The sequence below is a fragment of the Pseudomonas sp. YY-1 genome (assembly GCF_002843095.1).
Taxonomy (GTDB): Bacteria; Pseudomonadota; Gammaproteobacteria; order Pseudomonadales; family Pseudomonadaceae; genus Aquipseudomonas; species Aquipseudomonas sediminis_A.
In genome coordinates this window covers 84,658-108,999 of sequence record NZ_PJLX01000013.1, presented here as the reverse complement: position 1 = coordinate 108,999, position 24,342 = coordinate 84,658, and the positions used below count along the sequence as shown (strand labels likewise).

22 protein-coding genes are annotated in these 24,342 nt (G+C 62.1%); 5 read left to right on the top strand and 17 right to left on the bottom strand.

Annotation, left to right across the window (positions count from 1 at the left end; all coding sequences use genetic code 11):
• Positions 1-19: 19 nt before the first annotated feature.
• The 4 genes from lpxK to CXP40_RS18075 form a co-directional block, all read right to left on the bottom strand.
• Entirely contained in the window at positions 20-1,021 is a 1,002-nt protein-coding gene (lpxK, locus tag CXP40_RS18090; RefSeq protein WP_106734885.1) for a tetraacyldisaccharide 4'-kinase, read from the bottom strand.
• Entirely contained in the window at positions 1,022-1,450 is a 429-nt protein-coding gene (locus tag CXP40_RS18085; protein WP_099526424.1) for a biopolymer transporter ExbD, read from the bottom strand.
• Positions 1,447-2,079: a MotA/TolQ/ExbB proton channel family protein gene (locus tag CXP40_RS18080; RefSeq protein ID WP_017677620.1), complete on the bottom strand. Its 633-nt coding sequence runs from the start codon at positions 2,077-2,079 to the stop codon at positions 1,447-1,449. The genes CXP40_RS18085 and CXP40_RS18080 overlap by 4 nt, the downstream gene beginning before the upstream one ends.
• 72 nt (positions 2,080-2,151) lie before the next feature.
• Complete coding sequence (locus CXP40_RS18075) at positions 2,152-4,377, bottom strand: DNA internalization-related competence protein ComEC/Rec2 (protein ID WP_256579478.1); 2,226 nt, start codon at positions 4,375-4,377, stop codon at positions 2,152-2,154.
• A 128-nt stretch (positions 4,378-4,505) separates the two neighbouring features.
• Here CXP40_RS18075 and CXP40_RS18070 point away from each other — a divergent pair, with 128 nt between their 5' ends.
• Positions 4,506-5,033, top strand: a complete 528-nt coding sequence (locus CXP40_RS18070) for a DUF2062 domain-containing protein (RefSeq protein WP_106734883.1) — start codon at positions 4,506-4,508, stop codon at positions 5,031-5,033.
• A gap of 37 nt (positions 5,034-5,070) precedes the next feature.
• Here the strand turns inward: CXP40_RS18070 and CXP40_RS18065 are convergent, their stop codons facing one another.
• From CXP40_RS18065 to CXP40_RS18055, 3 genes are read right to left on the bottom strand one after another with little or no spacing between them, the layout of a single operon-like run.
• Positions 5,071-6,315: a lipoprotein-releasing ABC transporter permease subunit gene (locus tag CXP40_RS18065; RefSeq protein WP_106734882.1), complete on the bottom strand. Its 1,245-nt coding sequence runs from the start codon at positions 6,313-6,315 to the stop codon at positions 5,071-5,073.
• Entirely contained in the window at positions 6,315-7,001 is a 687-nt protein-coding gene (lolD, locus tag CXP40_RS18060) for a lipoprotein-releasing ABC transporter ATP-binding protein LolD (protein ID WP_370604933.1), read from the bottom strand. Before lolD ends, CXP40_RS18065 begins: the two co-directional genes overlap by 1 nt.
• Before the next feature lie 19 nt (positions 7,002-7,020).
• Positions 7,021-8,268, bottom strand: coding sequence for a lipoprotein-releasing ABC transporter permease subunit (locus tag CXP40_RS18055; protein ID WP_017677625.1), 1,248 nt, complete (start codon positions 8,266-8,268; stop codon positions 7,021-7,023).
• Between the two features lie 293 nt (positions 8,269-8,561).
• Between CXP40_RS18055 and CXP40_RS18050 the strand changes: the two genes are divergently transcribed.
• The 3 genes from CXP40_RS18050 to CXP40_RS18040 are packed head-to-tail and all read left to right on the top strand — an operon-like array spanning position 8,562 to position 10,172.
• Complete coding sequence (locus CXP40_RS18050; protein WP_021488566.1) at positions 8,562-9,128, top strand: PilZ domain-containing protein; 567 nt, start codon at positions 8,562-8,564, stop codon at positions 9,126-9,128.
• Positions 9,129-9,147: 19 nt separating this feature from the next.
• Positions 9,148-9,456 (top strand): hypothetical protein, encoded by a 309-nt coding sequence (locus tag CXP40_RS18045; RefSeq protein WP_017677627.1) that lies wholly within the window; start codon positions 9,148-9,150, stop codon positions 9,454-9,456.
• On the top strand, positions 9,453-10,172 hold the full coding sequence (locus CXP40_RS18040; RefSeq protein ID WP_106734881.1) for a glycerophosphodiester phosphodiesterase: 720 nt from the start codon (positions 9,453-9,455) through the stop codon (positions 10,170-10,172). The genes CXP40_RS18045 and CXP40_RS18040 overlap by 4 nt, the downstream gene beginning before the upstream one ends.
• Before the next feature lie 221 nt (positions 10,173-10,393).
• Here CXP40_RS18040 and sthA read toward each other — a convergent pair whose 3' ends face one another.
• From sthA to CXP40_RS17990, 10 genes are all read right to left on the bottom strand, one after another.
• The gene (gene sthA / locus CXP40_RS18035; RefSeq protein WP_099526433.1) at positions 10,394-11,788 is read right to left on the bottom strand and encodes a Si-specific NAD(P)(+) transhydrogenase; all 1,395 of its coding nucleotides are present in this window, start codon (positions 11,786-11,788) and stop codon (positions 10,394-10,396) included.
• Between the two features lie 97 nt (positions 11,789-11,885).
• On the bottom strand, positions 11,886-12,116 hold the full coding sequence (gene nqrM, locus CXP40_RS18030) for a (Na+)-NQR maturation NqrM (RefSeq protein WP_106734880.1): 231 nt from the start codon (positions 12,114-12,116) through the stop codon (positions 11,886-11,888).
• Complete coding sequence (locus tag CXP40_RS18025) at positions 12,113-13,036, bottom strand: FAD:protein FMN transferase (protein ID WP_106734879.1); 924 nt, start codon at positions 13,034-13,036, stop codon at positions 12,113-12,115. Before CXP40_RS18025 ends, nqrM begins: the two co-directional genes overlap by 4 nt.
• A gap of 104 nt (positions 13,037-13,140) precedes the next feature.
• Positions 13,141-14,364 carry an NADH:ubiquinone reductase (Na(+)-transporting) subunit F gene (gene nqrF, locus CXP40_RS18020; RefSeq protein ID WP_106734878.1) on the bottom strand — a complete coding sequence of 408 codons (1,224 nt, stop codon included), beginning with the start codon at positions 14,362-14,364 and terminating at the stop codon, positions 13,141-13,143.
• Between the two features lie 15 nt (positions 14,365-14,379).
• On the bottom strand, positions 14,380-14,988 hold the full coding sequence (nqrE, locus tag CXP40_RS18015) for an NADH:ubiquinone reductase (Na(+)-transporting) subunit E (protein WP_013714786.1): 609 nt from the start codon (positions 14,986-14,988) through the stop codon (positions 14,380-14,382).
• Positions 14,988-15,662 carry an NADH:ubiquinone reductase (Na(+)-transporting) subunit D gene (locus tag CXP40_RS18010; RefSeq protein WP_177429694.1) on the bottom strand — a complete coding sequence of 225 codons (675 nt, stop codon included), beginning with the start codon at positions 15,660-15,662 and terminating at the stop codon, positions 14,988-14,990. The genes nqrE and CXP40_RS18010 overlap by 1 nt, the downstream gene beginning before the upstream one ends.
• Positions 15,659-16,447: a Na(+)-translocating NADH-quinone reductase subunit C gene (locus CXP40_RS18005; protein WP_106734876.1), complete on the bottom strand. Its 789-nt coding sequence runs from the start codon at positions 16,445-16,447 to the stop codon at positions 15,659-15,661. The genes CXP40_RS18010 and CXP40_RS18005 overlap by 4 nt, the downstream gene beginning before the upstream one ends.
• The gene (locus CXP40_RS18000) at positions 16,440-17,651 is read right to left on the bottom strand and encodes an NADH:ubiquinone reductase (Na(+)-transporting) subunit B (protein ID WP_106734875.1); all 1,212 of its coding nucleotides are present in this window, start codon (positions 17,649-17,651) and stop codon (positions 16,440-16,442) included. Before CXP40_RS18000 ends, CXP40_RS18005 begins: the two co-directional genes overlap by 8 nt.
• Before the next feature lie 3 nt (positions 17,652-17,654).
• A complete protein-coding gene (locus CXP40_RS17995) occupies positions 17,655-18,992 on the bottom strand; it encodes a Na(+)-translocating NADH-quinone reductase subunit A (protein ID WP_106734874.1) in 1,338 nt (445 codons plus the stop codon).
• Between the two features lie 306 nt (positions 18,993-19,298).
• A complete protein-coding gene (locus tag CXP40_RS17990) occupies positions 19,299-20,765 on the bottom strand; it encodes a glyceraldehyde-3-phosphate dehydrogenase (RefSeq protein ID WP_106734873.1) in 1,467 nt (488 codons plus the stop codon).
• A gap of 131 nt (positions 20,766-20,896) precedes the next feature.
• On the opposite strand from CXP40_RS17990, the gene mfd reads away from it, so the two are divergent.
• A complete protein-coding gene (gene mfd / locus CXP40_RS17985; protein WP_106734872.1) occupies positions 20,897-24,334 on the top strand; it encodes a transcription-repair coupling factor in 3,438 nt (1,145 codons plus the stop codon).
• Positions 24,335-24,342: the final 8 nt, after the last annotated feature.

The window sequence follows — 24,342 nt, the reverse complement described above, 5'->3', positions numbered from 1 at the left end:
GCAATCCTTGATGGGGTCATCAAGACCCCGGTATGAGGCGGGCCAATTCGTTATCCAGCCAATCGACAAAAGCCGGCGTGGGCACGGCGTCGACGGCCAGGTACCACCAGTCGGCGGCGGCGAAGGCCCGGCATTTCACCGCATCCTTTTCCGTCATCAGTAGGGGCAGCGGTGGCTCGAAACTGAGCTGCGCGGCATCGTACTGAGCATGGTCGGCGAAGGGATGCGGAACCGGCCGCCAGTTTAGCGCTTCGAGGGTATTGAAGAAACGTTGCGGATTACCGATACCGGCCACCGCATGCACCGCCTGGCCAGGTGGCAGATGATCGAGGCCGACGCGCTTACCGCTGGCCAGATTGACCAGTGCGGTCGGCTGCAGGCGAAAGGCGTAGCCATCGGCGCGGTCAGCTTCGGCGCCATTGAACAACACCGCATCCACCTCACTGAGACGCTCGGCCGGTTCACGCAGTGGTCCGGCCGGCAGGCAGCGGCGATTGCCCAGGCCGCGCGCGGCATCGATCAACACCAGTTCCAGATCGCGCGCCAGGCGGTAGTGCTGCAGGCCGTCGTCGCAGAGGATCAGGTCCAATTTTTCTTCGGCCAGCAACGCACGCACGGCGCGACTGCGATCCGGATCGATCATCAAGGGCACGCCCGTACGCTGGACGATCAGCAAGGGCTCGTCACCTGCCTCGGCCGCAGGTTGCTCGGCACGCACGCGCCACGGCAGGCTCGGCGGCGTGGCGCCATAGCCACGGCTGACCACGCCGACCTTGAGGCCACGGGCGCGGCAATGTTCGATGAGAAAGAGGATCAGCGGCGTCTTGCCGGTACCGCCGACGGTGATGTTGCCCACCACCAGCACCGGCACCGGGGCGCGGTAGATATCGCCCTCGCCGGCCAGAAAGCGCTCACGCTTGCTCTGCACCACACGACGGTAAAGCCACTCCAGCGGGCGCAGCAGCGCCAGCGCCGGGTGACCGCGGTACCAGGCCTCGAGCAAGCGATCAGCAGCGCTCACTTAAGGATTTTCCTGTGCTTCCACCGTGGTGATGCGCAGGTGCGAGAAGCCCAGCTTGCCGGCAGCGTCCATGGCCGTAATCACCGCCTGGTGCGGGGTCTTGCCATCGGCACTGAGGATCAACGGCAGGCTGTTGTCGCCGTCGGACTCCTTCTGCAACGCCGCCATCAGGTTGCTCAGGTTGCTCTCCAGCAGCGCGTTGCCATTGACCGAGTAGGCGCCATCGGCACCAATCAGCACCTCGACCTGCTTGAGCTCGGTCTGCTCGGGCGGCGTGCCACTGGCCGCCTCAGGCAGATCGACCTTGAGCTGGGTCTCGCGGGTAAAGGTGGTGGTGACCACGAAGAACAGCAGCAGGATGAATACCACGTCGATCAACGAGGCCAGGTTGATCTCGACGTTCTCCCGCGGTTTGCGCCGGAATTTCACGCCTTGCCCTCACCCAGGTCGACGTCGCGATCACCCTGCACCATTTCCACCAGCTTGATCGCTTCCTGCTCCATGCCGACTACCAGTTCGTCGACACGACGCTGCAGATAGCGGTGGAAGAACAGTGCCGGGATCGCCACCATCAGGCCAGCTGCCGTGGTGATCAGCGCCTTGGAGATACCGCCGGCGAGCATCGGCGCATTGGCCATGCCCGAGCCCATGAAGGAGCTGAAGATTTCGATCATACCCAGTACGGTACCGAGCAGGCCGAGCAGCGGCGCGATCCCGGCAATGGTGCCGAGCGCATTGAGGTAGCGCTCCAGCTCGTGGATGACGCGGGCTGCGGCCTCCTCGATGCACTCTTTCATGATCTCGCGACCATGCTTGGAGTTGGCCAGGCCGGCAGCGAGAATCTGCCCCAGCGGCGAATCCTCGCGCAGCTCCTTGAGCTTCTGGTTGTTGAGTTTCTTGTCCTTGATCCAGCGCCACACCTGAGCCAGCAGATTGGCCGGGGTGACGCGGGCGGGCCGCAGGGTCCACAGGCGCTCGGCGACGATGCCGGCAGCAGCGATGGAACAGAGAATGATCGGCAGCATCATCCAGCCGCCAGCTTTGACCAGTTCCCACACGGTAGAGAATCCCCCTCGAAAAAGTCGCGCCACTCTAGCACAGGGCGTAACGCCCGCCGACCGCCGCCGTTCTCATTTTTCCCGCCAGAAACGTGGCTCGCTTCGCAACCTGCGAGGCGCGACCTGTTCGCCCAGACGTAAATGCAGAGCACCGCGCAACGCCGTGTCATGCACCTCGACGCCTGCCGCCTGATAGCGCGCCAACACCTGCGGGTGAGGATGCCCAAAGGCATTGTGGCGACTGCGCGTGATCAGCACATGCTGCGCACCGACCGCATCGATAAAAGCCTGACTGGATGATGTGCGACTGCCGTGATGGGGTGCCAGCAGCCAACGCGAGGCCAGGGGAAAGTCGGCCTGCATCAGCGCGCGTTCGGCGCGGACATCGATATCACCAGTCAGCAACAGGCGCTCACCCGCCGCCTCGATCTGCAATACGCAAGAACGCTGATTGCCGGATACGGCCTTATCCCACTGCCACAACCTGAACGTCACGTCGTTCCATTGCCAGCGCTGTCCCGATTCGCAATCCTCAGCGCCGAGCGTTCTGGCCAGCCGGTGCGGCTCGCCACTGATGACCCGGCTCACCGGCATACCGGTTTTGATCGCGGCAGCCCCGCCGGCATGATCATTGTCGGCATGGCTGAGCAGCATCAGGTCGAGCCGCCTGAGGTTCATTGCCCGCAAGGAAGGCAGGACGATACGCTCCCCTGTATCGAAATCGCCGAACCGTGGGCCTGCGTCGTACAGCAGGCTGTGTTCCCGGGTCCGCACCAGCACCGCCAGCCCCTGCCCTACGTCCAGCACCCAGACATCGGCGCGGCCATCGCCCAGTTGTTTCGGCGGCAACAGCAATGCAGGCAATAACAGCGCAAGGCCGGGTAGACGCAACGGTATACCGGCCGGCAGCAGGAGCAACAAGGCACCTGCCGCCGCCAGTAACCAGGCCCACAGCGGCAGGTTGCTGGGCAACCAGGCAGGTAGCCAAGCAGCGATCACGCTCAGCAACTCGAACAACAGATACAATGCACCACCGGCCAGCCACAGCAAGCTCTCCCCGATCACCGGGACAGGCAGCAGCAAAGTGCCCAGCAAGGCCAGGGGTACGACTACCAGCCCCACCCAAGGCACGGCAACCAGATTGGCCAACGGCCCGCTGCTGCTAACGGGTAGACCGAGAATCAGCATCATCGGCAGCAGGCCGATGGCCATGGTCCACTGCGCGCGTGTCAGCCCGCGCCACCAACCCCAGACGCCTAGCCGACCGCCAAATACCAGAGCCAGAATCGCCACCGCCGAAAACGACAACCAGAATCCCGGCTGCAACGATGCCAGCGGCTCTAGCAGCAGAACCACGATCAAGGCCAGCAACAATGGCCACCAGGCGCCCAGATGACGAAAGCGCATGCGCCAGAGCAGCACCAGCGCAACCATCACGCAGGCCCTGCGCACCGGCACCTCAAAACCAGCCAACATCCCGTAGACCAGCGCCCCGCTCAAGGCCAACGCACAGGCGCAGGGCAACCAGGGCCAGCGCCTTGGCCAGGCACCGACTCTCGCCAGCAACGCCACCAGTCCGTAAAGAAAGCCGGCTAGCAGGGCAATATGCTGGCCGGAGATGACCATCAGATGCACCGTGCCCGTGTGCTGCAGCAGGCGCCAGTCGCTCGTACTCAGGCCGGAGCCATCACCGAGGACCAGAGCAGCAATGGCACCTTCGCGCCCAAAGGCCGGCACAGCCAGCAGATGCTGGCGAAGGCTGTCGCGCCAGCTACCAAAGCCCGTCGCGGAGGATAACCGTTCGCCAGACTTGATCGTGCCCGTGGCGCCGATACGCTGCGCCAGCAACCAGGCTTCGTAGTCGAAGCTCTGCGGATTGACCAGGCCATGCGGCCGCTTCAGGTTGACCGCCAGACGCCAGCGCTCGCCGCCTTGCACCGGCGGCCCGCCATACCAGGCCAGGCGCATTCTTTTCGGCAGCTCGGCGCGCCGCGAGTGCGCCTCTTCGAACTGGAAGCGCACCACACCATCGGCCACTTCAGGCAGGCCGACCACCCGCCCCTCCAGCCACAGGGTACGGCCATCGAGCTGTGGAGCAAGGCGGTCATCCAGTGCCGATTGCGCCGAGCAGCAGGCCCAGGCCAACCCCAGCAAAAAGAACCCAAGCGGATAGAGGCGCGAGAACAGCAAAGCCAGAGCGACGCAGACCGCCACCAGCAACAACCAACTCGGCGGCAGGCTTGGCAGAAAGCGCAGCGTCAATAGCCCCAAGGCCAGCGCCAACATCCCTGTTCGCATCCCCTTCCTCCCTGCTCATCGAACTGCAGCGAACGCGTCCGGCGCTCACCTTCGGTCACAATATGGAAACGCTGGCCAGACCGAATCCGTGCATAATATCGGCGCTTTTGCCTGCCCAGAGACTCTTCATGCCGCGTCGTTTCTTCAAGCGCTACATGCCCAACCCCGACAGCATCAAGGGTAACAAGTCCCTGCGCTTTCTCGGCAAACTCATTCATGATCCCAATCTCTGGCATCTCAACCGTCACTCGGTAGCTCGCGGCATGGCCATCGGCCTGTTCTGGGCGATGATCCCCATGCCGATGCAGATGCTGGCCGCCGCCGCCGTCGCCATCCCGATGCGCGCCAACCTGCCGATTTCCATCGGCCTGGTGTGGCTGACCAATCCCATCACCATGCCACCGGTTTTCTATTGCACTTACAAACTGGGCGCGTGGATCATGCAGACACCGCCCGTGCGCATGCCGCAGACCCTAAGTCTAGAATGGATCACGGCCGAGGTAGCGGTGCTGTGGAAGCCGCTGTACCTGGGCTCCTTCGTCGCGGGGATCATCCTCGCGATACTGGGCTACGTGCTGACCATGCTCTACTGGCGCTGGTGGGTACAGCGTAGCTGGCGCAAGCGTCAGGAAAAGCGCCGACTGGAGCGCCGCTGAAAAGAAAAAGCCGTCTTAGTTGACGGCTTTTTCGTTCTTACTCGTAGCGCAGCGCTTCGGCCGGCTGCACCTGCGCCGCCCGCCATGAGGGGTAGAGCGTGGCAAGGAAGCTCAGGATCAGCGCCGCCGAGCAGATCAGCACCACATCCAGCCACTGCAGATCCGATGGCAAGCTGCTGATGAAGTACACATCGGAGCTCATCACCTGCTGCCCGGCGAACGATTCCAGCCAAGCCACCAGGGCGCTGACATTGAGCGCCGCCAGCACACCCAACACCGTACCAATCAGCGTACCGACCAGGCCGATCACCGAACCCTGCACCATGAAAATCGCCATGATCTGCCGTGGCGTGGCGCCCAGGGTGCGCAGAATGGCGATGTCGCCGCTCTTGTCGGCGACCACCATGATCAGCGTGGCGATGATGTTGAAGGCTGCGACCGCGACGATCAGCAAGAGCAGCAGACCGATCATGGTCTTCTCCATCTTCATCGCGCTGAACAGGCTGCCCTGAGTGTGAGTCCAGTCATCGGCACGGTAGTCGGCGCCCAACTGCGCCAGCAGCGCCTTGGATACCTGCGGCGCCTGATAGAGGTCTTTCAGCGCCAGGCGAATGCCCGGCACCGTGCCTTCCGGCAGTCGCTGCATGGCAGCGGCGTCGACGACGTTGATCAGGGCCAGCGAGCTGTCCAATTCGGCACCGACCTTAAACACCGCAGCCACGTTCAAGCGCTGCATGCGCGGCGTGACGCCGCCAGGCGCGCTGCTCAGCTCAGGGATGATCAAGGTCAGCTTGTCGCCCACCTGCAAGCCGAAACGCCGCGCGGTGATGTCGCCGATCACCACGCCGAATTCACCGGGTTGCAAATTGTTCAGGCTGCCCTGGCGGATGTGCTTGGGCAGGATCGATACCTTGCCCTCTTCTGCCGGATCGATGCCATGAATCTGGATCGGCTGCATCAGCCCGCGATGCGAAAGCATGCCCTCCAGCTCGGCATAGGGTGCCGCCGCCTGCACCTGCGGATTGGCCATGGCCTTGTCCGCCAGGGCGCGCCAGTCGGCGACCGGCTCGGCGCCGTAGAGCATGGCGTGCGGCACCATGCCGAGAATGCGCGAGCTCATTTCCTTCTGGAAACCGTTCATCACCGACAGCACCACGATCATCGCCAGCACGCCAAGCGCCAGGCCGATCATCGAGGTCAGCGAAATGAAGGAGATGAAATGGTTGCGGCGCTTGGCCCGTGTGTAGCGAGCGCCGATGAAGATACTCAGCGGACGAAACATCAGAGGGTCACCAGTTTGCCGTCCTGCAGACTGAGCACGCGATCCATCTGCCGCGCCAGCTGCATGTCGTGGGTCACCACCAGGAACGCGGTGTTGGAGTCACGGCTGAGTTCGCGCATCAGCTCCTGAATGCCTTCAGCGGTGTGCTGGTCGAGGTTGCCGGTGGGTTCATCGAGCAGCACCAGCCCCGGGCGGTTGACCAGGGCACGGGCAATCGCCACACGCTGGCGCTCACCACCGGACAGTTCTGACGGCTTGTGATTGAGGCGATGGCCAAGCCCGACTCGCTCGAGCAGCTTGGTGGCACGCTCGCGCGCTTCGCTGATCGACGTCTTGCCGATCAACAGCGGCATGCAGACGTTCTCCAGCGCAGTGAACTCGGCCAGCAGGTGGTGAAACTGGTAGACGAAGCCCAGCGCGCGGTTGCGCAGCAGACCTCGAGCGGTCTCGCTCAGCGCCGAGAGTTGCTCGCCGGCCAGCCAGACGCTGCCCTCGCTGGGCGTATCCAGGCCGCCGAGCATGTTCAAAAGGGTGCTCTTGCCGGAACCGGAGCTGCCGACGATGGCCACACGTTCACCGGGAAAGAGTTCCAGCTCGAGGCCATCGAGCACCACCACCGACTCGGGGCCCTCGTCGTAACGCTTGCTCAGGTTGCGACAGCTGAGCACGGCATTGTGCTGTTTCATGGCGTTCTGGTTCATGGACTCACTCATAGCGCAGGGCCTCGGCCGGCTGGGTACGCGCAGCGCGCCAGGCTGGATACAGGGTGGCGAAGAAGCTCAGCAGCAACGCCGCGGTACAGACCATCACCACGTCGGCGCTCTGCAGTTGCGAGGGCAGGTAATCGATGAAGTAGACATCGGCATTGAGAAACTTGATGCCCAGCAGACGTTCGATGCCGGCGATCAGGCTGCTGACGTTGAGCGCTGCGAGAATCCCCAGCACAGCGCCGATGAAGGTGCCGACCACACCGATCACCGTGCCCTGCACCATGAAGATGGCCATGATCTGCCGCGGCGTGGCGCCGAGGGTGCGCAGGATGGCGATGTCGCCCTTCTTGTCGGTCACCACCATCACCAGGGTGGAAATGATATTGAACGCGGCCACCGCGACGATCAGCAGCAGAAGCAGGCCGATCATGGTCTTCTCCATGCGAATGGCCTGGTACAGGTTGCCGTGGGTGCGGGTCCAGTCGCGGGCGTAGAAATCACCGTCGAGGGTCTGGGCGATCTCCCAGGCGCTGCGCGGCGCCTGGAACAGATCATCGAACTTCAGGCGCAGGCCCTGTACCTGATCCGGCTTCCAGCGCTGCAGGCGCGCCAGGTCGCTGATGTTGGCCAGGGCCAGTGCACCGTCGATCTCGCCGGCGCCGACGTGGAAGATGCCGGTCACGGTAAAGCGCTTCAGACGCGGGAACATGCCGGCGGGGGTCACCGTGACCTCGGGCGCGACGAAGGTGACCTTGTCACCCAACTTCAGGCCCAGCTTGGCCGCCGCCTTGTCACCGATGACCATGGCGAAATCACCTGGCTGCAGGCTGTCGAGATTACCCTGCTGGAAGAAACCGTCGATGATCGACACCTTGCGTTCCTGCTCGGGGTCGATGGCATTGATCAGCACCTTCTGCACCTTGCCGTCGTGTGTCAGTAGGCCCTGCATCTGAGTGAAGGGTGCCAGCGCCTCGACGCGCGGATGGCGCTCGACCTGTCGCGCCAATGCCGGCCAGTCGCTGACCGGGGTCGGCGATTCGACCGTGGCGTGAGGAATCATCCCCAACACCCGAGTGCGCATTTCATGGTCGAAACCATTCATCACCGACAGCACCAGGATCATTACCATCACCCCGAGGGTGAGGCCGAGCATGGACGTCAGGGAAATGAAGGAGACGAAGTGGTTGCGACGCTTGGCCCGCGTGTAGCGCGTACCGATGAATACGAACAGAGGTCTGAACATGTCGGAGAGATTCGGGGGAAAGAAAAAACGTCCTTGTGGCAGGGCCAGGTCAGCAGCCTTACACTCAGAAGCAACTCAAAGTCTGCTGCGTATCGGGCATGCTGCGTTAAAGACACTTGGAAAGCCGCTTATGACCAGCGCGCTTCAGTGTGGCCCCGAAGGGGCGAGCGAAGCGAGCAATGCTCGTTTACCATTCGTAACCGAGGCTTGTTCAGCGACGCTTGCCTGGCACGCATCCAGTTCGCGAGACTTTCAACAGGGTCTTCGACCACCACCGCTTTCATGGGTTCGCCATGTCGACTAACGATGTAGATGATCGCCGCGAATACTATCGTATCGACGATACGATCGCACTGGAATTCAGCCTGCTGTCGGGGGCCGAGGCCCATGCCAGCGACGCGCTTCACGATCCATCGCCGCTGTTCAACCTGCTCAGCGACCTGCACCTGATGGACTTCGAATCCCAGCATCTGCTGCGCCATATCACTGAGCGCGACCGTACCCTGGCCAACTACCTGAAGGTGATCAACAAGCGCATCGACCTGCTTGGCCAGGCCGTGGCGCAGAGCCTGCTGCGCGACATCGGCGCGCCACGCCAGGTATCGCTGTCCGAAGGCGGCATCAGCTTCAATAACGCCCAGGCCGTGGCGCCGGGCAGCCATCTGGCGATCAAGATGGTGCTGATGCCCCAGGCGCTCGGTCTCCTCCTGCGTGGCCAGGTGGTGCACTGCAGCCAGCGCGCGGATGGCCAATTCGAGATAGGCACCGAGTTCGAAGCGTTGACCGACGCACAGCGCCAGTTGCTGGCTCGGCATATCCTGCAAAAGCAGGCTTTGGAGCGTCGCCAAGCCCGCGAATGACAGTCGCCAAGGAACCGCCATGTATCGTCTCGCTCTGCTTTTCACCCTGCTCGCCCCTACTGCTCTACTCGCCGATACCCTGACCATTCCCCTGGGCAGCCAGGGCGCCGATCTCGACGCCAGCAACCTGCCGCACAAAGGCCAGTCCAAGCGTTCGGTACTGGAGCGTTTCGGCCTGGCCGATGAAGAGCACAAGCCCGTCGGCCAGCCGCCGATCACACGCTGGGACTACCGCGAATTCAGCGTCTATTTCGAATACGATCACGTGATCAACAGCGTGCGCCATCACCAGCCACGCCACCTCGATACCGCCAAGGAGCAACAGTGACTCTCATCTACGGCCATCGCGGCGCCAAGGGCGAAGCCCCGGAAAATACCCTGGCCAGTTTCCAGCGCTGCCTGGAGCATGGCGTCAATCGTTGCGAGCTAGACCTACACCTGTCACGCGACGGTGAGCTGATGGTGATCCACGACCCAACCTTGAAGCGCACCACGGGCCTGCGCGGCAAGGTGGTCGAGCACGATGCTGCCGACCTGAGCCGATACGACGCGCGCAAGGGCGGCCCGGGCTGGGTGCGTCCCTGCCCGATTCCACGCCTGCAAGACTTGTTCGAGCAGTGCACATTCGAGCATTGGCAGTTGGAGGTGAAAAGCGCCTCCAAGGTCCGCGCCGCACGCACGGTGCTGGCCATCTCGGAACTCGTCGAGCGCTTCGGCCTGCGCGAGCAGATCACCATCACCTCCAGCTCACGCGAGGTACTCAAGGCCGCACGTGAGCTGACTCCGCAGCTGCAGCTGGGTCTGGTTGCCGAGTACGCCTGGCTCGACCCGCTGAAAGTCGCGGCGCATTACGGTTGCCATCTGCTGGCGCTGAACTGGACGCTGTGCACCCCGGAACGCCTGCTCAAGGCGCAGAAGCAAGGCCTGCACGTGTCGGTCTGGACGGTCAACGAGCCGGCGCTGATGCGTCGCCTGGCTGATTTCGGTGTCGACAGCATCATCACCGACTTCCCTGGTCTCGCGGCACAGACATTGCGCGGTTGAGCCCCACAGCCCTCTCCCCCGGCTCCTCTCCCGCAAGCGGGAGAGGAGAGCAAGCCCAGGCTACGAATATAACGCCCAACAACGACAAAACCGGCACTAGGCCGGTTTTGTCGTTTGCTGCCGCCTGAGACGCTAGAAGCTCTCCCGATTCGGCCAGCGCCACTCGGAAGCCACTACCCAGCCTGTCTCCCCGACCGGCTCAGGCCGCCGGCCGGAGCCGCTCAAAAAAGCCGGTTGAGGCCGTCGAACGCGGCAACCCGATAGGCCTCGGCCATGGTCGGGTAGTTGAAGGTAGTGTTGATGAAGTACTTGATGCTGTTGGCTTCACCCTTCTGGTTCATGATCGCCTGGCCGATGTGGACGATCTCCGAGGCCTGATAGCCGAAGCAGTGCACGCCCAGCACTTCCAGGGTTTCGCGATGGAAGAGGATCTTCAGCATGCCCACCGGTTCGACCGAGATCTGCGCACGGGCCATGCCTTTGAAGAAGGCCTTGCCCACTTCGTAAGGCACCTTGGCCTGCGTCAGTTCACGCTCGGTCTTACCGATCGAACTGATCTCCGGAATGGTGTAGATGCCGGTCGGCACATCATCGACGAAACGCCAGCTGCCGTTGTCGACGATGCTGCCGGCAGCGGAACGGCCCTGGTCGGCAGCGGCGCTGGCCAGGCTCGGCCAACCGATCACGTCACCGGCGGCGTAGATGTTGCTGACCTCGGTGCGGTAATGCTCGTCGACCTGGATCTGGCCACGGCTGTTGACCGCGATGCCGATGTTCTCCAGCCCCAGCTGATCGGTATTGCCTGTACGACCGTTACACCAGAGCAGCGCGTCGGCCTTGATCTTCTTGCCCGACTTCAGGTGCAAGATCACGCCGTTCTCCAGCCCCTCGATGCGCTCATACTCTTCGTTGTGACGGATCAGCACGTTGTTGTTGCGCAGGTGATAGCTCAAGGCATCGGAGATTTCCGAGTCGAGGAAGCTGAGCAGTTGATCGCGGTTGTCGATCAGGTCGACCAGCACACCCAGGCCGCTGAAGATCGAGGCGTACTCACAGCCGATCACCCCGGCGCCGTAGATGATCAGGCGGCGCGGCGTGTGGCCGAGGCTGAGAATGGTGTCGCTATCGTAGATACGCGGGTGGCGGAAATCGACATCGGCCGGGCGATAGGGGCGCGAGCCGGTGGCGATAACGATCTGCTTGGCCACCAGCTTTTCCACTACGCCATTGAGGCAGACCACTTCGATCGTCTGCTCGTCGGCGAAGCTGGCTGTGCCGAAATAGGTGTCGATGCGGTTGCGCGCGTAGTAGCCCGTGCGCGAGGTGACTTGCTTGGCGATCACCTTCTCAGCGCTTTTCAGCACATCAGGGAAGGAGAACCAGCGCGGCTCGCCAATCTGGCGAAACATCGGGTTGGTGTTGAACTGCATGATCTGCCGCACCGAGTGGCGCAGCGCCTTGGAGGGAATGGTGCCGAGGTGGGTACAGTTGCCACCGACCAGCGGACGGTTGTCCACCACGGCCACCTTGCGCCCGGCCTTGGCCGCGTTCATCGCCGCGCCCTCGCCCGCCGGGCCGGAGCCCAGCACCACCACATCGTAGTTGTAGACCGCCATGTTTACTCCTTCAGATCAGGCCGGAGCGCTTGTGGCGCACCCTCGGCAGGGCCGGCAGTGGATTACAGCTGCCGGCTATCAAAGCATACCGCCTGGCTTAGCGCTTGCTCGCGTCGTAAGCCAGGTCAGTGTTCGGCGCTTCGCCGTTGTCGCGATTGACCTCTTCGCACCTCTCACGACTACCACCACAGATCGAGCACTCCTTCTCGATACCGAGGTTGGCGATGCCACCGCAGGAACCGGCGATGGGTTTGCGCCCCATGATCACGCCGACGGCCATCATGCCGACGACCAGAATCATGGCCAGAAATACAACCAGAAAAGTCATTGCTCATCTCCTGCAGCGAATAGCTGCTCGAATGCGGCCGTGCCCTGTGTGACGAAACCCTCGCCCTCACGCGTCACGAAAAACGCCGCGATAGCGTTGCGCTCGGCGAAGGCCATACCGGCATCCGGCCCGAGCACCATCAATAGGGTAGACAAGCCATCGGCGCGCAAGGTCGATGGATCGGCCACCGTGACAGCTGCCAGTTTGTGATTGACCGGTTTACCGGTCAGCGGATCGAGCGTATGCGAGTAGCGCTGGCCGTTCTCTTCGAAGTAATTGCGATAGTCCCCCGAGGTGGAGATACCGTAACCATCGAGCTGCAGGATGCGCTGAGCGACACGCTGATCATTACGCGGCGCCTCCAGACCGATACGCCAGTGGCTGCCGTCAGGCTTGAAACCAGCCGCCTTGAGCTCGCCGGTGGCCTCGACCAGGTAACTGGTAACGCCCAGCTCGCCCAGACGCGCGACGATCTGATCGACAGCGTAACCGGCAGCGATGCTGTTGAAGTCGACTTCCACGTCGACGTCCTTGCACAGCTGCTCGCCTTCGATGCTCAGGTGCTGCTGGCCAACCCGCTTACGCACTTCGGCCAGACGTTCGGCATCCGGGACGGCTTCGCCCTGCCCTTTGGGCCCGAAGCCCCAGAGGTCGAGCAGCGGCTCCAGCGTCAGGTCGAAGTAGCCCTGGCTCTCCTCGTGCAGGCGATTGCCGGCACGCACGAGATCCAGCACGCCCTTGGGCATGGCCTGGCAGGTACCGGCCGGCGCCTGGTTGAACTGCTCGATCAGCGAATCATCGCGATAAGTGGACATCTGCAGATCGATCTCGGCGAGGATCGCCTCGGTCGCGGCCTTGAGTTCGGCTTGCGGCGCGACACCTTCACTGCGGACGTATTTGATCGAATAGGTGCTGCCCATGGTCGGGCCACCGAACTCTTCGATCCGTTCAGAATGCAAGCAGCCCGTTAGGGCTGCCGCCAGGGCGACAGCGATAACGGGCTGGAGTACAGCAGACCTCATGCTTAGCCGCCGAAGTCGTCGAGGAGGATGTTCTCCGGCTCGACACCCAGGTCGGTCAGCATCTTGATCACCGCAGCGTTCATCATGGGTGGGCCGCACATGTAGAACTCGCAATCTTCCGGAGCCGGGTGGTCCTTCAGGTAGTTCTCGTACAGCACGTTGTGGATGAAGCCCTTGAGGCCGGTCCAGTTGTCTTCAGGTTGCGGATCGGACAATGCCAGATGCCACTCGAAGTTCGGGTTCTCTGCGGCGAGCTGGTCGTACTCTTCGTTGTAGAACGACTCACGCATGGAGCGCGCGCCATACCAGAAGCTGATCTTGCGCGTGGATTTCAGGCGCTTGAGCTGGTCGAAGATGTGCGAACGCATCGGCGCCATGCCGGCACCACCCCCGATGAAGACCATCTCGGCATCGGTGTCCTTGGCGAAGAATTCACCGAACGGCCCGTACACAGTGATCTTGTCGCCCGGCTTGAGGCTGAACACATAGGAAGACATCTTGCCCGGCGGCAGATCGTCCTTGCCGGGGGGCGGCGAGGCGATACGGATGTTGAACTTCACCAGGCCGCGCTCTTCCGGGTAGTTGGCCATGGAGTAGGCACGGATCACGGTCTCCTCGACCTTGGACACGTACTTCCACTGGTTGAACTTGTCCCAGTCGCCGCGGTACTCCTCCTGGATGTCGAAGTCCTTGTAGTTCACGGTGTGCGGCGGGCATTCCAGCTGCACGTAACCACCAGCGCGGAAGTCGACGTTCTCGCCTTCCGGCAGTTTCAACGTCAGCTCCTTGATGAAGGTCGCGACGTTGGGGTTGGACTCGACGGTGCATTCCCACTTCTTGACGCCGAAGACCTCTTCAGGGACTTCGATCTTCATATCCTGCTTGACCGGGGTCTGGCAGGACAGGCGCCAGCCCTCACGAGCCTCACGCTTGGTGAAGTGCGATTCTTCGGTGGACAGCATCTCACCGCCACCGGACTCGACGACGCACTTGCACTGGGCGCAGGTACCGCCGCCGCCGCACGCGGAGGACAGGAACACGTTGTTGTTGGCCAGGGTCTGCAACAGCTTGCCGCCGGCCGGCACCACGATGGTTTTTTCGCCGTTGATCTCGATGCTCACGTCACCGCTGGAAACCAGCTTGGCACGAGCAGCGAGGATGATCAGCACCAGCGCCAGGACGATGGCGGTGAACATGCCGATGGCGAGGAAGATTTCGTAATTCATCTGTTCATCCTTTCCTTACAGCTGCACGCCGGAGAAGGACATGAAGCCCAGCGACATCAGACCGATGGTGATGAAGGTGATGCCCAGACCCTGCAGGCCAGCCGGTACATCGCTGTACTTGAGTTTCTCGCGAATACCCGCCAGCGCGGCGATCGCCAGTGCCCAGGACAGACCCGAACCAAAGCCGTAGACGGTACTCTCGGCCAGGTTGTAATCGCGCTCGACCATGAACAGGGTGCCGCCCATGATGGCGCAGTTCACGGTGATCAGCGGCAGGAACACGCCCAGCGCGTTGTAGAGCGCAGGTACGTATTTATCCAGCAGCATCTCGAGGATCTGCACGATGGCAGCGATGACGCCAATGTAGCTGAGCAGGCCAAGGAAACTGAGATCAACCTCAGGCAAGCCGGCCCAGGCCAGCGCGCCATCCTTGAGCAGGTAGGTATAGATCAGGTTGTTCGCCGGTACGGTGATGACCTGTACCACGATCACCGCGATGCCCAGACCGATGGCGGTCTCGACCTTCTTGGAGATGGCGATGAAGGTGCACATACCGAGGAAGAAGGCCAGCGCCATGTTCTCGACGAACACGGCCTTGGCCAACAGGCTGAGATAATGCTCCATTAGTAGGCCTCCTTGCTGGATACCTGAGGCGCCATCTTGTAGGCATTGACCTCGATCTGATCCTTCTTCCAGCTACGGATGGCCCAGATGAACAGACCAATCAGGAAGAACGCCGAAGGCGGCAGCAGCAGCATGCCGTTGGGCTGATACCAGCCACCATCGTTGACCACCGAGAAGACCTCGTAGCCCATCAGTTTGCCCGCACCGAACAACTCACGAATGATGCCCAGGGCGATCAGCATGGCGCTGTAGCCTAGACCGTTACCAATGCCGTCGAAGAACGACAGCACCGGCGGGTTCTGCATGGCAAAGGCTTCGGCACGGCCCATCACGATGCAGTTGGTGATGATCAGACCGACGAACACCGACAACTGCTTGGACAGACTGAAGGCGTAGGCCTTGAGCACCTGATCGACCACGATCACCAGCGAGGCGATGATCACCATCTGCACGATCATGCGGATCGAGCCCGGGATCTGGCTGCGAATCATCGAGATGAAGAGGTTGGAGAAACCGGTCACCAGCGTCAGCGCGGCAGACATCACCAGCGCGGTCTGCAGGTTCGAGGTCACCGCCAGGGCCGAACAGATCCCGAGGATCTGCAGGCCAATGGGGTTGTTGTTGAAGATCGGGTTGAGCAGGACTTCTTTAATAGTCGGCTGCGACATGATCAAGCCTCCCCTGCACGCAGGTTAGCGATAAACGGACCGAAGCCGTTCTGGCCAAGCCAGAACTTCAGCAGCTTGTCCACACCGACGCTGGTCAGGGTGGCGCCGGCCAGGCCGTCGACTTGGTGAGTAGCGTTCGGGCTTTGCGGATCGACACCACCCTTGACGATCTGAACGGCGAGCTTGCCGTCTTCGTCGTACAGGGTCTTGCCGGGCCATTGGCCTTTCCATTTCGGATTGTCCACCTCGCCGCCGAGACCGGGGGTCTCGCCATGCTGGTAGAAGCCCATGCCCACGACAGTGTTCAGATCCCCTTTCACCGCGATAAAGCCGTGCAGGGTCGACCACAGGCCATAGCCACGCACCGGAAGAATCAGGGTTTCCATTTCCCCGTCCTTCTCCACCAGGTAAACGGTGGTGTAACGCTCTTGGCGTTTGATCCCGGCGATATCTTCGCTGCCCTTCAGAGCATCGGAGGTTTTCGGGTCCTTCGCGGCCTTGAGGGGATCGAAGGTGATCGGATCGAACTTGTCGGAGAACTTGCCTGTTTCCAGATCTACCAGCTTGGCGGTGATGGTGGTGTCGAACAGTTCCTTGACCTTGGCACCGGACATGCCGGCCTCACCCAGGCCAGCAATGGCCAGGATGCTGCGCTGCTTGTCCAGCAGACGGTTTTCAACCTGAGTCGGTTTCAGCGCCACGGCAGCGCCGGCGACGAACACCGAACACACTAGACACACCAGCACCGCCACCGTCAGCGTGCGGACGGTGGATTCTTTTTGACTAGACATTGCGTGCCAGCCTCCGCTTGATATTGGCTTGAACGACGAAGTGGTCGATCAGCGGTGCAAACAGGTTGGCGAGCAGAATCGCCAGCATCATGCCCTCGGGGAAGGCCGGGTTGACCACACGGATCAATACCACCATCACGCCGATCAGAACGCCGAAGATCCACTTGCCGGTGTTGGTCATGGAGGCCGACACCGGGTCGGTGGCCATGAAGAACATGCCGAAGGCGAAGCCGCCCACTACCAGATGCCAGTACCAGGGCATGGCGAACATCGGGTTGGTGGTGGAGCCGATCAGGTTGAGCAGCAGGCTCAGGCCGATCATGCCCAGCATCACGCCGACGACGATGCGCCAGGAGGCAATGCGAGTCAGCAACAGAACCAGACCACCGATGGCGATGGCCAGCGTGCTGGTCTCACCCATCGAGCCGTGAATGGTGCCGACGAAGGCGTCCATCCAGGTGATGCCGTTATTGATAACGTTCTCGATGCCGCCGCTGGCCGCCAGGCTCAGCGAAGTAGCGCCAGCGAAGCCGTCGACCGCGGTCCAGACCGCGTCACCCGACATCTGCGCCGGATAGGCGAAGAACAGGAATGCACGGCCGGTGAGTGCCGGGTTGAGGAAGTTCTTGCCGGTACCACCGAACACTTCCTTGCCGATCACCACGCCGAAGCTGATGCCCAGGGCGACCTGCCAAAGCGGAATGCTCGGCGGCAGAATCAGGGCGAACAGCACGGAAGTGACGAAGAAGCCTTCGTTGACTTCATGCTTGCGGATCGAGGCGAACAGTACTTCCCAGAAGCCGCCGACGATGAAGGTCACCGCGTAGACAGGCAGGAAATAGGCCGCGCCCTGAATGAAGTTGTCCCATAGGCTGTTCGGGTCGAAACCGGCCAGCGAGCCGATCAGAGCGAAGCGCCAGCCTTCCTGGCTCGCCAGCAGCTCGGGGCTCTGGGCGAAGATCAGGTTGGCCTGGTAGCCGGTGTTCCACATGCCGAAGAACATAGCCGGGAAGGTGCACAGCCACACAGTGATCATCATGCGCTTGAGGTCGATGCCATCACGCACGTGAGCGGTGGTTTTGGTCACGCTGCCAGGACGATAGAAGAAGGTGTCGATGGCCTCGTAGAGGGCATACCACTTCTCGTACTTGCCGCCCTTTTCGAAGTTGTGCTCGATCTTGTCGAGGAATGCACGAATGCCCACGGATTAACCCTCCTTCTCGATGCGGGTGAGGTTGTCCCGCAGGATCGGGCCATATTCATACTTGCCAGCGCACACGTAGGTGCACAGCGCAAGATCTTCTTCGTCGAGCTCCAGGCAACCCAGTTTCTGAGCCATCTCGGTGTCGCCAACGATCAGGTAGCGCAGCAGTTGAGTCGGCAGGATATCCAGCGGCATCACTGCTTCGTAGTTGCCCACCGGCACCATGGCACGCGGGCTGCCGTTGGTGGTGGTGGTGAAGTTGAACAGCTTGGCGCTGGCCAGCTTGGAGACGAACACGTTCAGTACCGAGTGCTTGTTAACCCCGGCACGCAGGTAATGCATCATCTCGCGGTCATTGCCTTCCACCAGGCAGGACACCTGGTTGTGGTAACGACCGAGGAAGGCGAAGGCACCCTGAGCGGTACGACCGCCGAACACCGAGCCGGAAATCACACGATTGAAACCTGGCTTGAGCTCACCGGCGGTGAGTTCTTCCAGGTTGGCGCCCAGGCGGGTGCGCAGCAGACGCGGCTGTTCGGCAACCGGGCCGCCGAGTGCTACCACGCGCTCGACGAACAGCTGGCCAGTGGTGAACAGCTTGCCCACCGCAATCACGTCCTGGTAACCGATCTGCCAGACGCTCTTGCCGATGCTGACCGGGTCGAGGAAGTGGATGTGAGTCCCCGGCAGACCTGCCGGGTGTGGGCCAGCAAAAGCTTCGCTCTGTACCTTGGCCAGCTTCTCGCCAGGCAGATTGGCGCCGTCGGCCTTGCACAGGAAGATCTTGGCCAGGTTACCGAGAACCTTGAGGCCATTTTCGAAATCAGCGGCATATTCACCGATGATCACAGCAGGATCGGCGGCGAGCGGATGCGTGTCGACTGCGGTCACGAAGATCGAACTCGGTACGGCATCGAGCGCCGGCACCTTGCTGAACGGACGGGTACGCAGGGCGGTCCAAAGGCCAGACTGCTGCAGGTTTTCGCGAATCTGTTCGTCAGTCAGCGAATCCAGCTGGTCGGCAGCATATTGAGCGAAGGTTTCCTGCTCGTCGCCATCAATGTCGATGACCACGGATTGCAGGACGCGCTTCTCACCACGATGGATGGCGCTGATCACGCCACCAGCGGGAGCGGTATAGCGCACGCCGGGTGTCTTCTTGTCGGTAAACAGCAATTGACCGAGCTTGACCCGGTCACCGACCTGCACCTCCATCGTCGGCTTCATCCCGTGATAGTCGAAGCCGATGACAGCGACACTGCGTACGGGCCTGGCGGCCTCGATACGCTGTGCCGGCGCACCCGTTATGGGCAAATCAAGCCCATGCTTTAGTTTGATCATAGGTTTGCCTAACCACTGATTTAGAAAGCTTTTTATAGGACAGGCGGCGCTACCGAAGGTCTAATAGACCCGACCACGCCAATACGATATGGGCGTGGAGGAAGGCGCCAAACCTGGGTAAAAAATCCGCTTGATTATAAAGACGCCCCCCGGCACTGACCACCCAAGCGCTTGCTTTTTTTGGCCTTTCGGTAACAGGGCGCAACAAACTCGATACTGCTCGAGATCAACTCGACAACTTCGCCAGGCCAGATTTCAGGCATAAAAAAACGGGAGCCGAAGCTCCCGTTTTTTTGACTCTGACGCTTAGCGCGGGAAGGCTGGCGGGTTGACCCCGGCCATGTCTTCCATCACACGCACCACCTGGCAGCTGTAACCGAACTCGTTGTCGTACCAGACGTACAGTACAACGCGGTTATCGTTGGCGATGGTGGCTTCGGCATCCACTACACCGGCGTGACGCGAGCCGACGAAGTCGGTCGATACCACTTCCTGCGAGCTGACGAAGTCGATCTGCTTCTGCAAATCCGAGTGCATGGCCATCTGGCGCAGGTACTCGTTGATCTCTTCGCGCGTGGTGGCTTTCTCCAGGTTCAGATTGAGAATGGCCATGGACACGTTCGGCGTCGGCACGCGAATGGCATTGCCGGTCAGCTTGCCCTTGAGCACAGGCAGCGCCTTGGCAGCAGCGGTGGCGGCACCGGTTTCGGTGATGACCATGTTCAGCGCGGCGCTACGACCACGACGACTGCCTTTATGGAAGTTGTCGATCAGGTTCTGGTCGTTGGTGTAGGAGTGAACGGTCTCAACGTGACCGTTGACGATGCCGTACTGATCATTGACCGCCTTGAGCACCGGCACGATGGCGTTGGTGGTGCAGGACGCAGCGGAGATGATCTTGTCCTCAGCGGTGATTTCGCTGTGGTTGATGCCGTGCACGATATTCTTCAGCGCGCCCTTGCCAGGCGCGGTGAGCACGACACGATCGACGCCAGGGCAAGCCAGGTGCTGACCCAGACCCTCGGCATCACGCCACACACCGGTATTATCCACCAGCAGCGCGTTCTTGATGCCGTACTGGGTGTAGTCGACTTCTTTCGGGTCCTTGGCGTAGATCACCTGGATCAGGTTGCCGTTGGCCGTCAGGGTGCTGTTCTCTTCATCGATGGTGATGGTGCCGTTGAACTTGCCATGCACCGAGTCACGACGCAGCAGGCTGGCACGCTTGACCAGATCGTTGCTGGCACCCTTGCGCACAACGATGGCGCGCAGACGCAGGCCATCACCACCACCGGTCTTCTCGATCAGGATGCGCGCCAGCAGGCGGCCGATACGACCGAAGCCATACAGCACAACATCGGTACCTTCACGACCAGCGCCGTTCTGCTTGCCGACCACATCGGCCAGCTCGTCCTTGACGAACTGCTCGACGCCGCGACCAGCGCCTTCGGCCTTGAACTTGGCAACCAACTTGCCCAGATCAACCGAGGCAGCGCCCAGCTTGAGCTCGCTCATGGCCTTGAGCATGGGGAAGGTGTCGTGCACCGACAGCTCGGCTTCTTCAGCCAGGCGATGACGGGCAAAACGGTGAGCCTTGAGGATGTCGATGACCGAACGATTGATCAGGCCACGGCCGTAGATCGAGGTCACCACATTGTTGTTGCGATAGAGCTGACCAATCAGCGGAATCATCGCTTCCGCGAGGGCTTCACGATCGATCCATTCACCGAGACACTGGTCGGGCTTCTGAGTCACGGGCAGTACCTTCCACATGTAGGGGCTGAAAAAAGGGGCTACATTATGACGGTGCGCGCTGACATGAGCAATGCGCGCCTGTCGCGACTGACATTGACCAGCAAGCCCCGCTACAATTCCCGGCCTTTCGTCACGACCGTGAGCCGCCCGTGTCCGTACTGCGTCTTCCGTCTCTACCGGCCAGCGCCGGCAAACAACAGTGGGGCAACCTGCCCGGGGCCGCCCTGTCCCTGACCATCGCAGAAGCGGCCAGCGACGCTGGACGCTTCACCCTGGTGCTCACCGAAGGCAGCCAGAGCGCCGAGCGGCTACAGGAAGAGCTGGCGTTCTTCGCCCCCGACCTGCCAGTGCTGCACTTCCCCGACTGGGAAACCCTGCCCTACGATGTGTTTTCGCCGCACCAGGACATCATTTCGCAGCGTATCGCAGCGCTCTATCGTCTACCGCAGCTGAGCCGCGGCATCCTCGTAGTGCCGATCACCACAGCCCTACACCGCCTCGCACCGAAGCGCTTCCTGCTGGGCAGCAGCCTGGTGCTGGATGTCGGCCAGAAACTCGATGTGGAGCAGACGCGCACGCGCCTGGAGGCGGCCGGCTACCGCTGCGTGGACACGGTGTACGAGCATGGCGAGTTCGCTGTGCGCGGCGCATTGATCGATCTGTTCCCGATGGGCAGCGACACGCCCTACCGTATCGACCTGTTCGACGACGAAATCGAAACCCTGCGCACCTTCGACCCCGAAACCCAGCGCTCGGTGGACAAGGTCGAGTCGATCCGCCTGCTGCCAGCGCGTGAGTTTCCGCTGGAAAAGAAAGCCGTCACCGATTTCCGCGGGCGCTTTCGCGAGCGCTTCGACGTGGATTTCCGTCGCTGCCCGATCTATCAGGACCTTTCCACCGGCATCACCCCAGCTGGCATCGAGTACTACCTGCCGCTGTTCTTCGAAGAGACGGACACCCTGTTCGACTACCTGCCGGGCGACACCCAGGTATTTTCCCTGCCCGGTATCGAAAAAGCCGCCGAGCAATTTTGGACAGATGCGCGTAGCCGCTATGAGGATCGCCGAGTCGATCCAGAGCGACCACTACTACCGCCTGCCGACATCTTCCTGCCGGTGGAGGACTGTTTCGCCCGCCTGAAGAGCTGGCCGCGGGTGGTGGTCAATCAGGACGATATCGAGCCTGGCGTCGGCCAGACCCGCTTCGACGCCCGCGCCCTGCCCGACCTGGCGATCCAGGCCAAGGCCGGCGAGCCACTGGCAGCGCTGCGCCGCTTTATCGAGGAATATCCGGGCCGCGTGCTGTTCTGCGCCGAATCGGCCGGGCGCCGCGAAGTGCTGCTGGAGCTGCTCGCTCGCCTCAAGCTCAAGCCCAAGGAAGTCGAGGGCTGGCCAGCCTTCGTCGCCAGCAGCGAGCGCCTGAACATCTGCATCGCACCATTGGACGAAGGGCTGCTGCTCGACGACCTGGCGCTGATCGCCGAGAGCCCGCTGTTCGGCCAACGCGTCATGCAGCGCCGGCGCCGCGAGAAAGGCCGCGAAGGCGGCGACAACGTGATCAAGAACCTCACCGAGCTGCGCGAAGGCGCACCGGTGGTGCATATCGATCACGGCGTCGGCCGCTACCTGGGCCTGGTGACCATGGAGTTCGATGGCCAAGCCGCCGAATTCCTCGCCCTGCAGTACGCCGACGAAGCCAAACTCTACGTGCCCGTGGCCAGCCTGCACCTGATTGCCCGCTACACCGGCAGTGACGATGCTCTTGCGCCGCTGCATCGCCTCGGCTCGGAAGTCTGGCAGAAGGCCAAGCGCAAGGCCGCCGAGCAGGTGCGTGATGTTGCCGCCGAGCTGCTCGATATCTACGCCCGCCGCGCCGCGCGCGAGGGCTTCGCCTTCCAGGACCCGGCGCTGGATTACGCCACCTTCAGCGCCGGTTTCCCCTTCGAGGAAACCCCGGACCAGCAGGCCGCCATCGACGCCGTGCGCAGCGACATGCTGGCCGGCAAGCCGATGGATCGCCTGGTTTGCGGCGACGTCGGCTTCGGCAAGACCGAAGTGGCCATGCGCGCCGCCTTCATCGCCGTGCACAGCGGCAAGCAGGTCGCCGTACTGGTGCCCACCACCCTGCTCGCCCAACAGCACTACAACAGCTTCCGCGACCGCTTCGCCGATTGGCCGGTAAAGGTCGAGGTGATGAGCCGCTTCAAAAGCGCCAAGGAAGTCGGCGACGCCGTGCAGCAACTGGCCGAAGGCAAGGTGGATATCGTCATCGGCACGCACAAGCTGCTGCAGGATGACGTCAAGTTCCAAAACCTCGGCTTGGCCATCATCGACGAGGAACACCGCTTCGGCGTGCGCCAGAAGGAGCAGCTCAAAGCCCTGCGCAGCGAGGTGGATATTCTCACCCTGACCGCCACGCCCATCCCGCGCACCCTGAACATGGCCGTGGCCGGCATGCGCGACCTGTCGATCATCGCCACCCCACCGGCGCGGCGCCTGTCGGTGCGCACCTTCGTCATGGAAGCCAACAAGCCGACCATCAAGGAAGCACTGCTGCGCGAGCTACTACGGGGCGGCCAGGTGTACTACCTGCACAACGACGTGAAGACCATCGAGAAATGCGCCGCTGACCTCGCCGAACTGGTGCCCGAAGCACGTATCGGTATCGGCCATGGACAGATGCGCGAACGCGATCTCGAACAAGTGATGAGCGACTTCTACCACAAGCGCTTCAACGTGCTGGTGGCCTCGACCATCATCGAGACCGGCATCGACGTGCCCAGCGCCAACACCATCATCATCGACCGCGCCGACAAGTTCGGCCTGGCCCAGCTGCACCAGCTGCGTGGCCGTGTCGGCCGTAGCCACCACCAAGCCTACGCCTACCTGCTCACCCCGCCGCGCAAGCAGATGACCACAGACGCCGAGAAACGCCTGGAGGCCATCGCCAACGCCCAGGATCTCGGCGCGGGCTTCGTCCTGGCCACCCACGACCTGGAAATCCGCGGCGCCGGCGAACTGCTCGGCGACGGCCAGAGCGGACAGATTCAGGCCGTCGGCTTCACCCTGTACATGGAAATGCTCGAGCGCGCGGTCAAGGCCATCCAGAAAGGCGAGCAGCCGAACCTCGACCAGCCGCTGGGCGGCGGCCCGGAGATCAACCTGCGCGTACCGGCGCTGATCCCCGAAGACTACCTGCCCGACGTGCACGCCCGCCTGATTCTCTACAAGCGCATCGCCAACGCCAGCGACGAGGATGGCCTGAAGGAGCTGCAGGTTGAGATGATCGACCGCTTCGGCCTGTTGCCGGAGCCAACCAAGAACCTGATGCGCCTGACCCTGCTCAAGTTGCAGGCAGAGAAGCTGGGTATTACCAAGGTCGACGCCGGACCACAGGGCGGCCGCATCGAATTCGCCGCAGAGACCTGCGTCGACCCGCTGACGCTGATCAAGCTGATCCAGGCCCAACCGAAACGCTACAAGTTCGAAGGCGCCACCGTCTTCAAGATCCAGGTGCCCATGGAGCGCGCGGAAGAGCGCTTCAACACCCTGGAAGCCCTGCTCGAGCGCCTCGCGCCCACCACCTGAAGGACTCC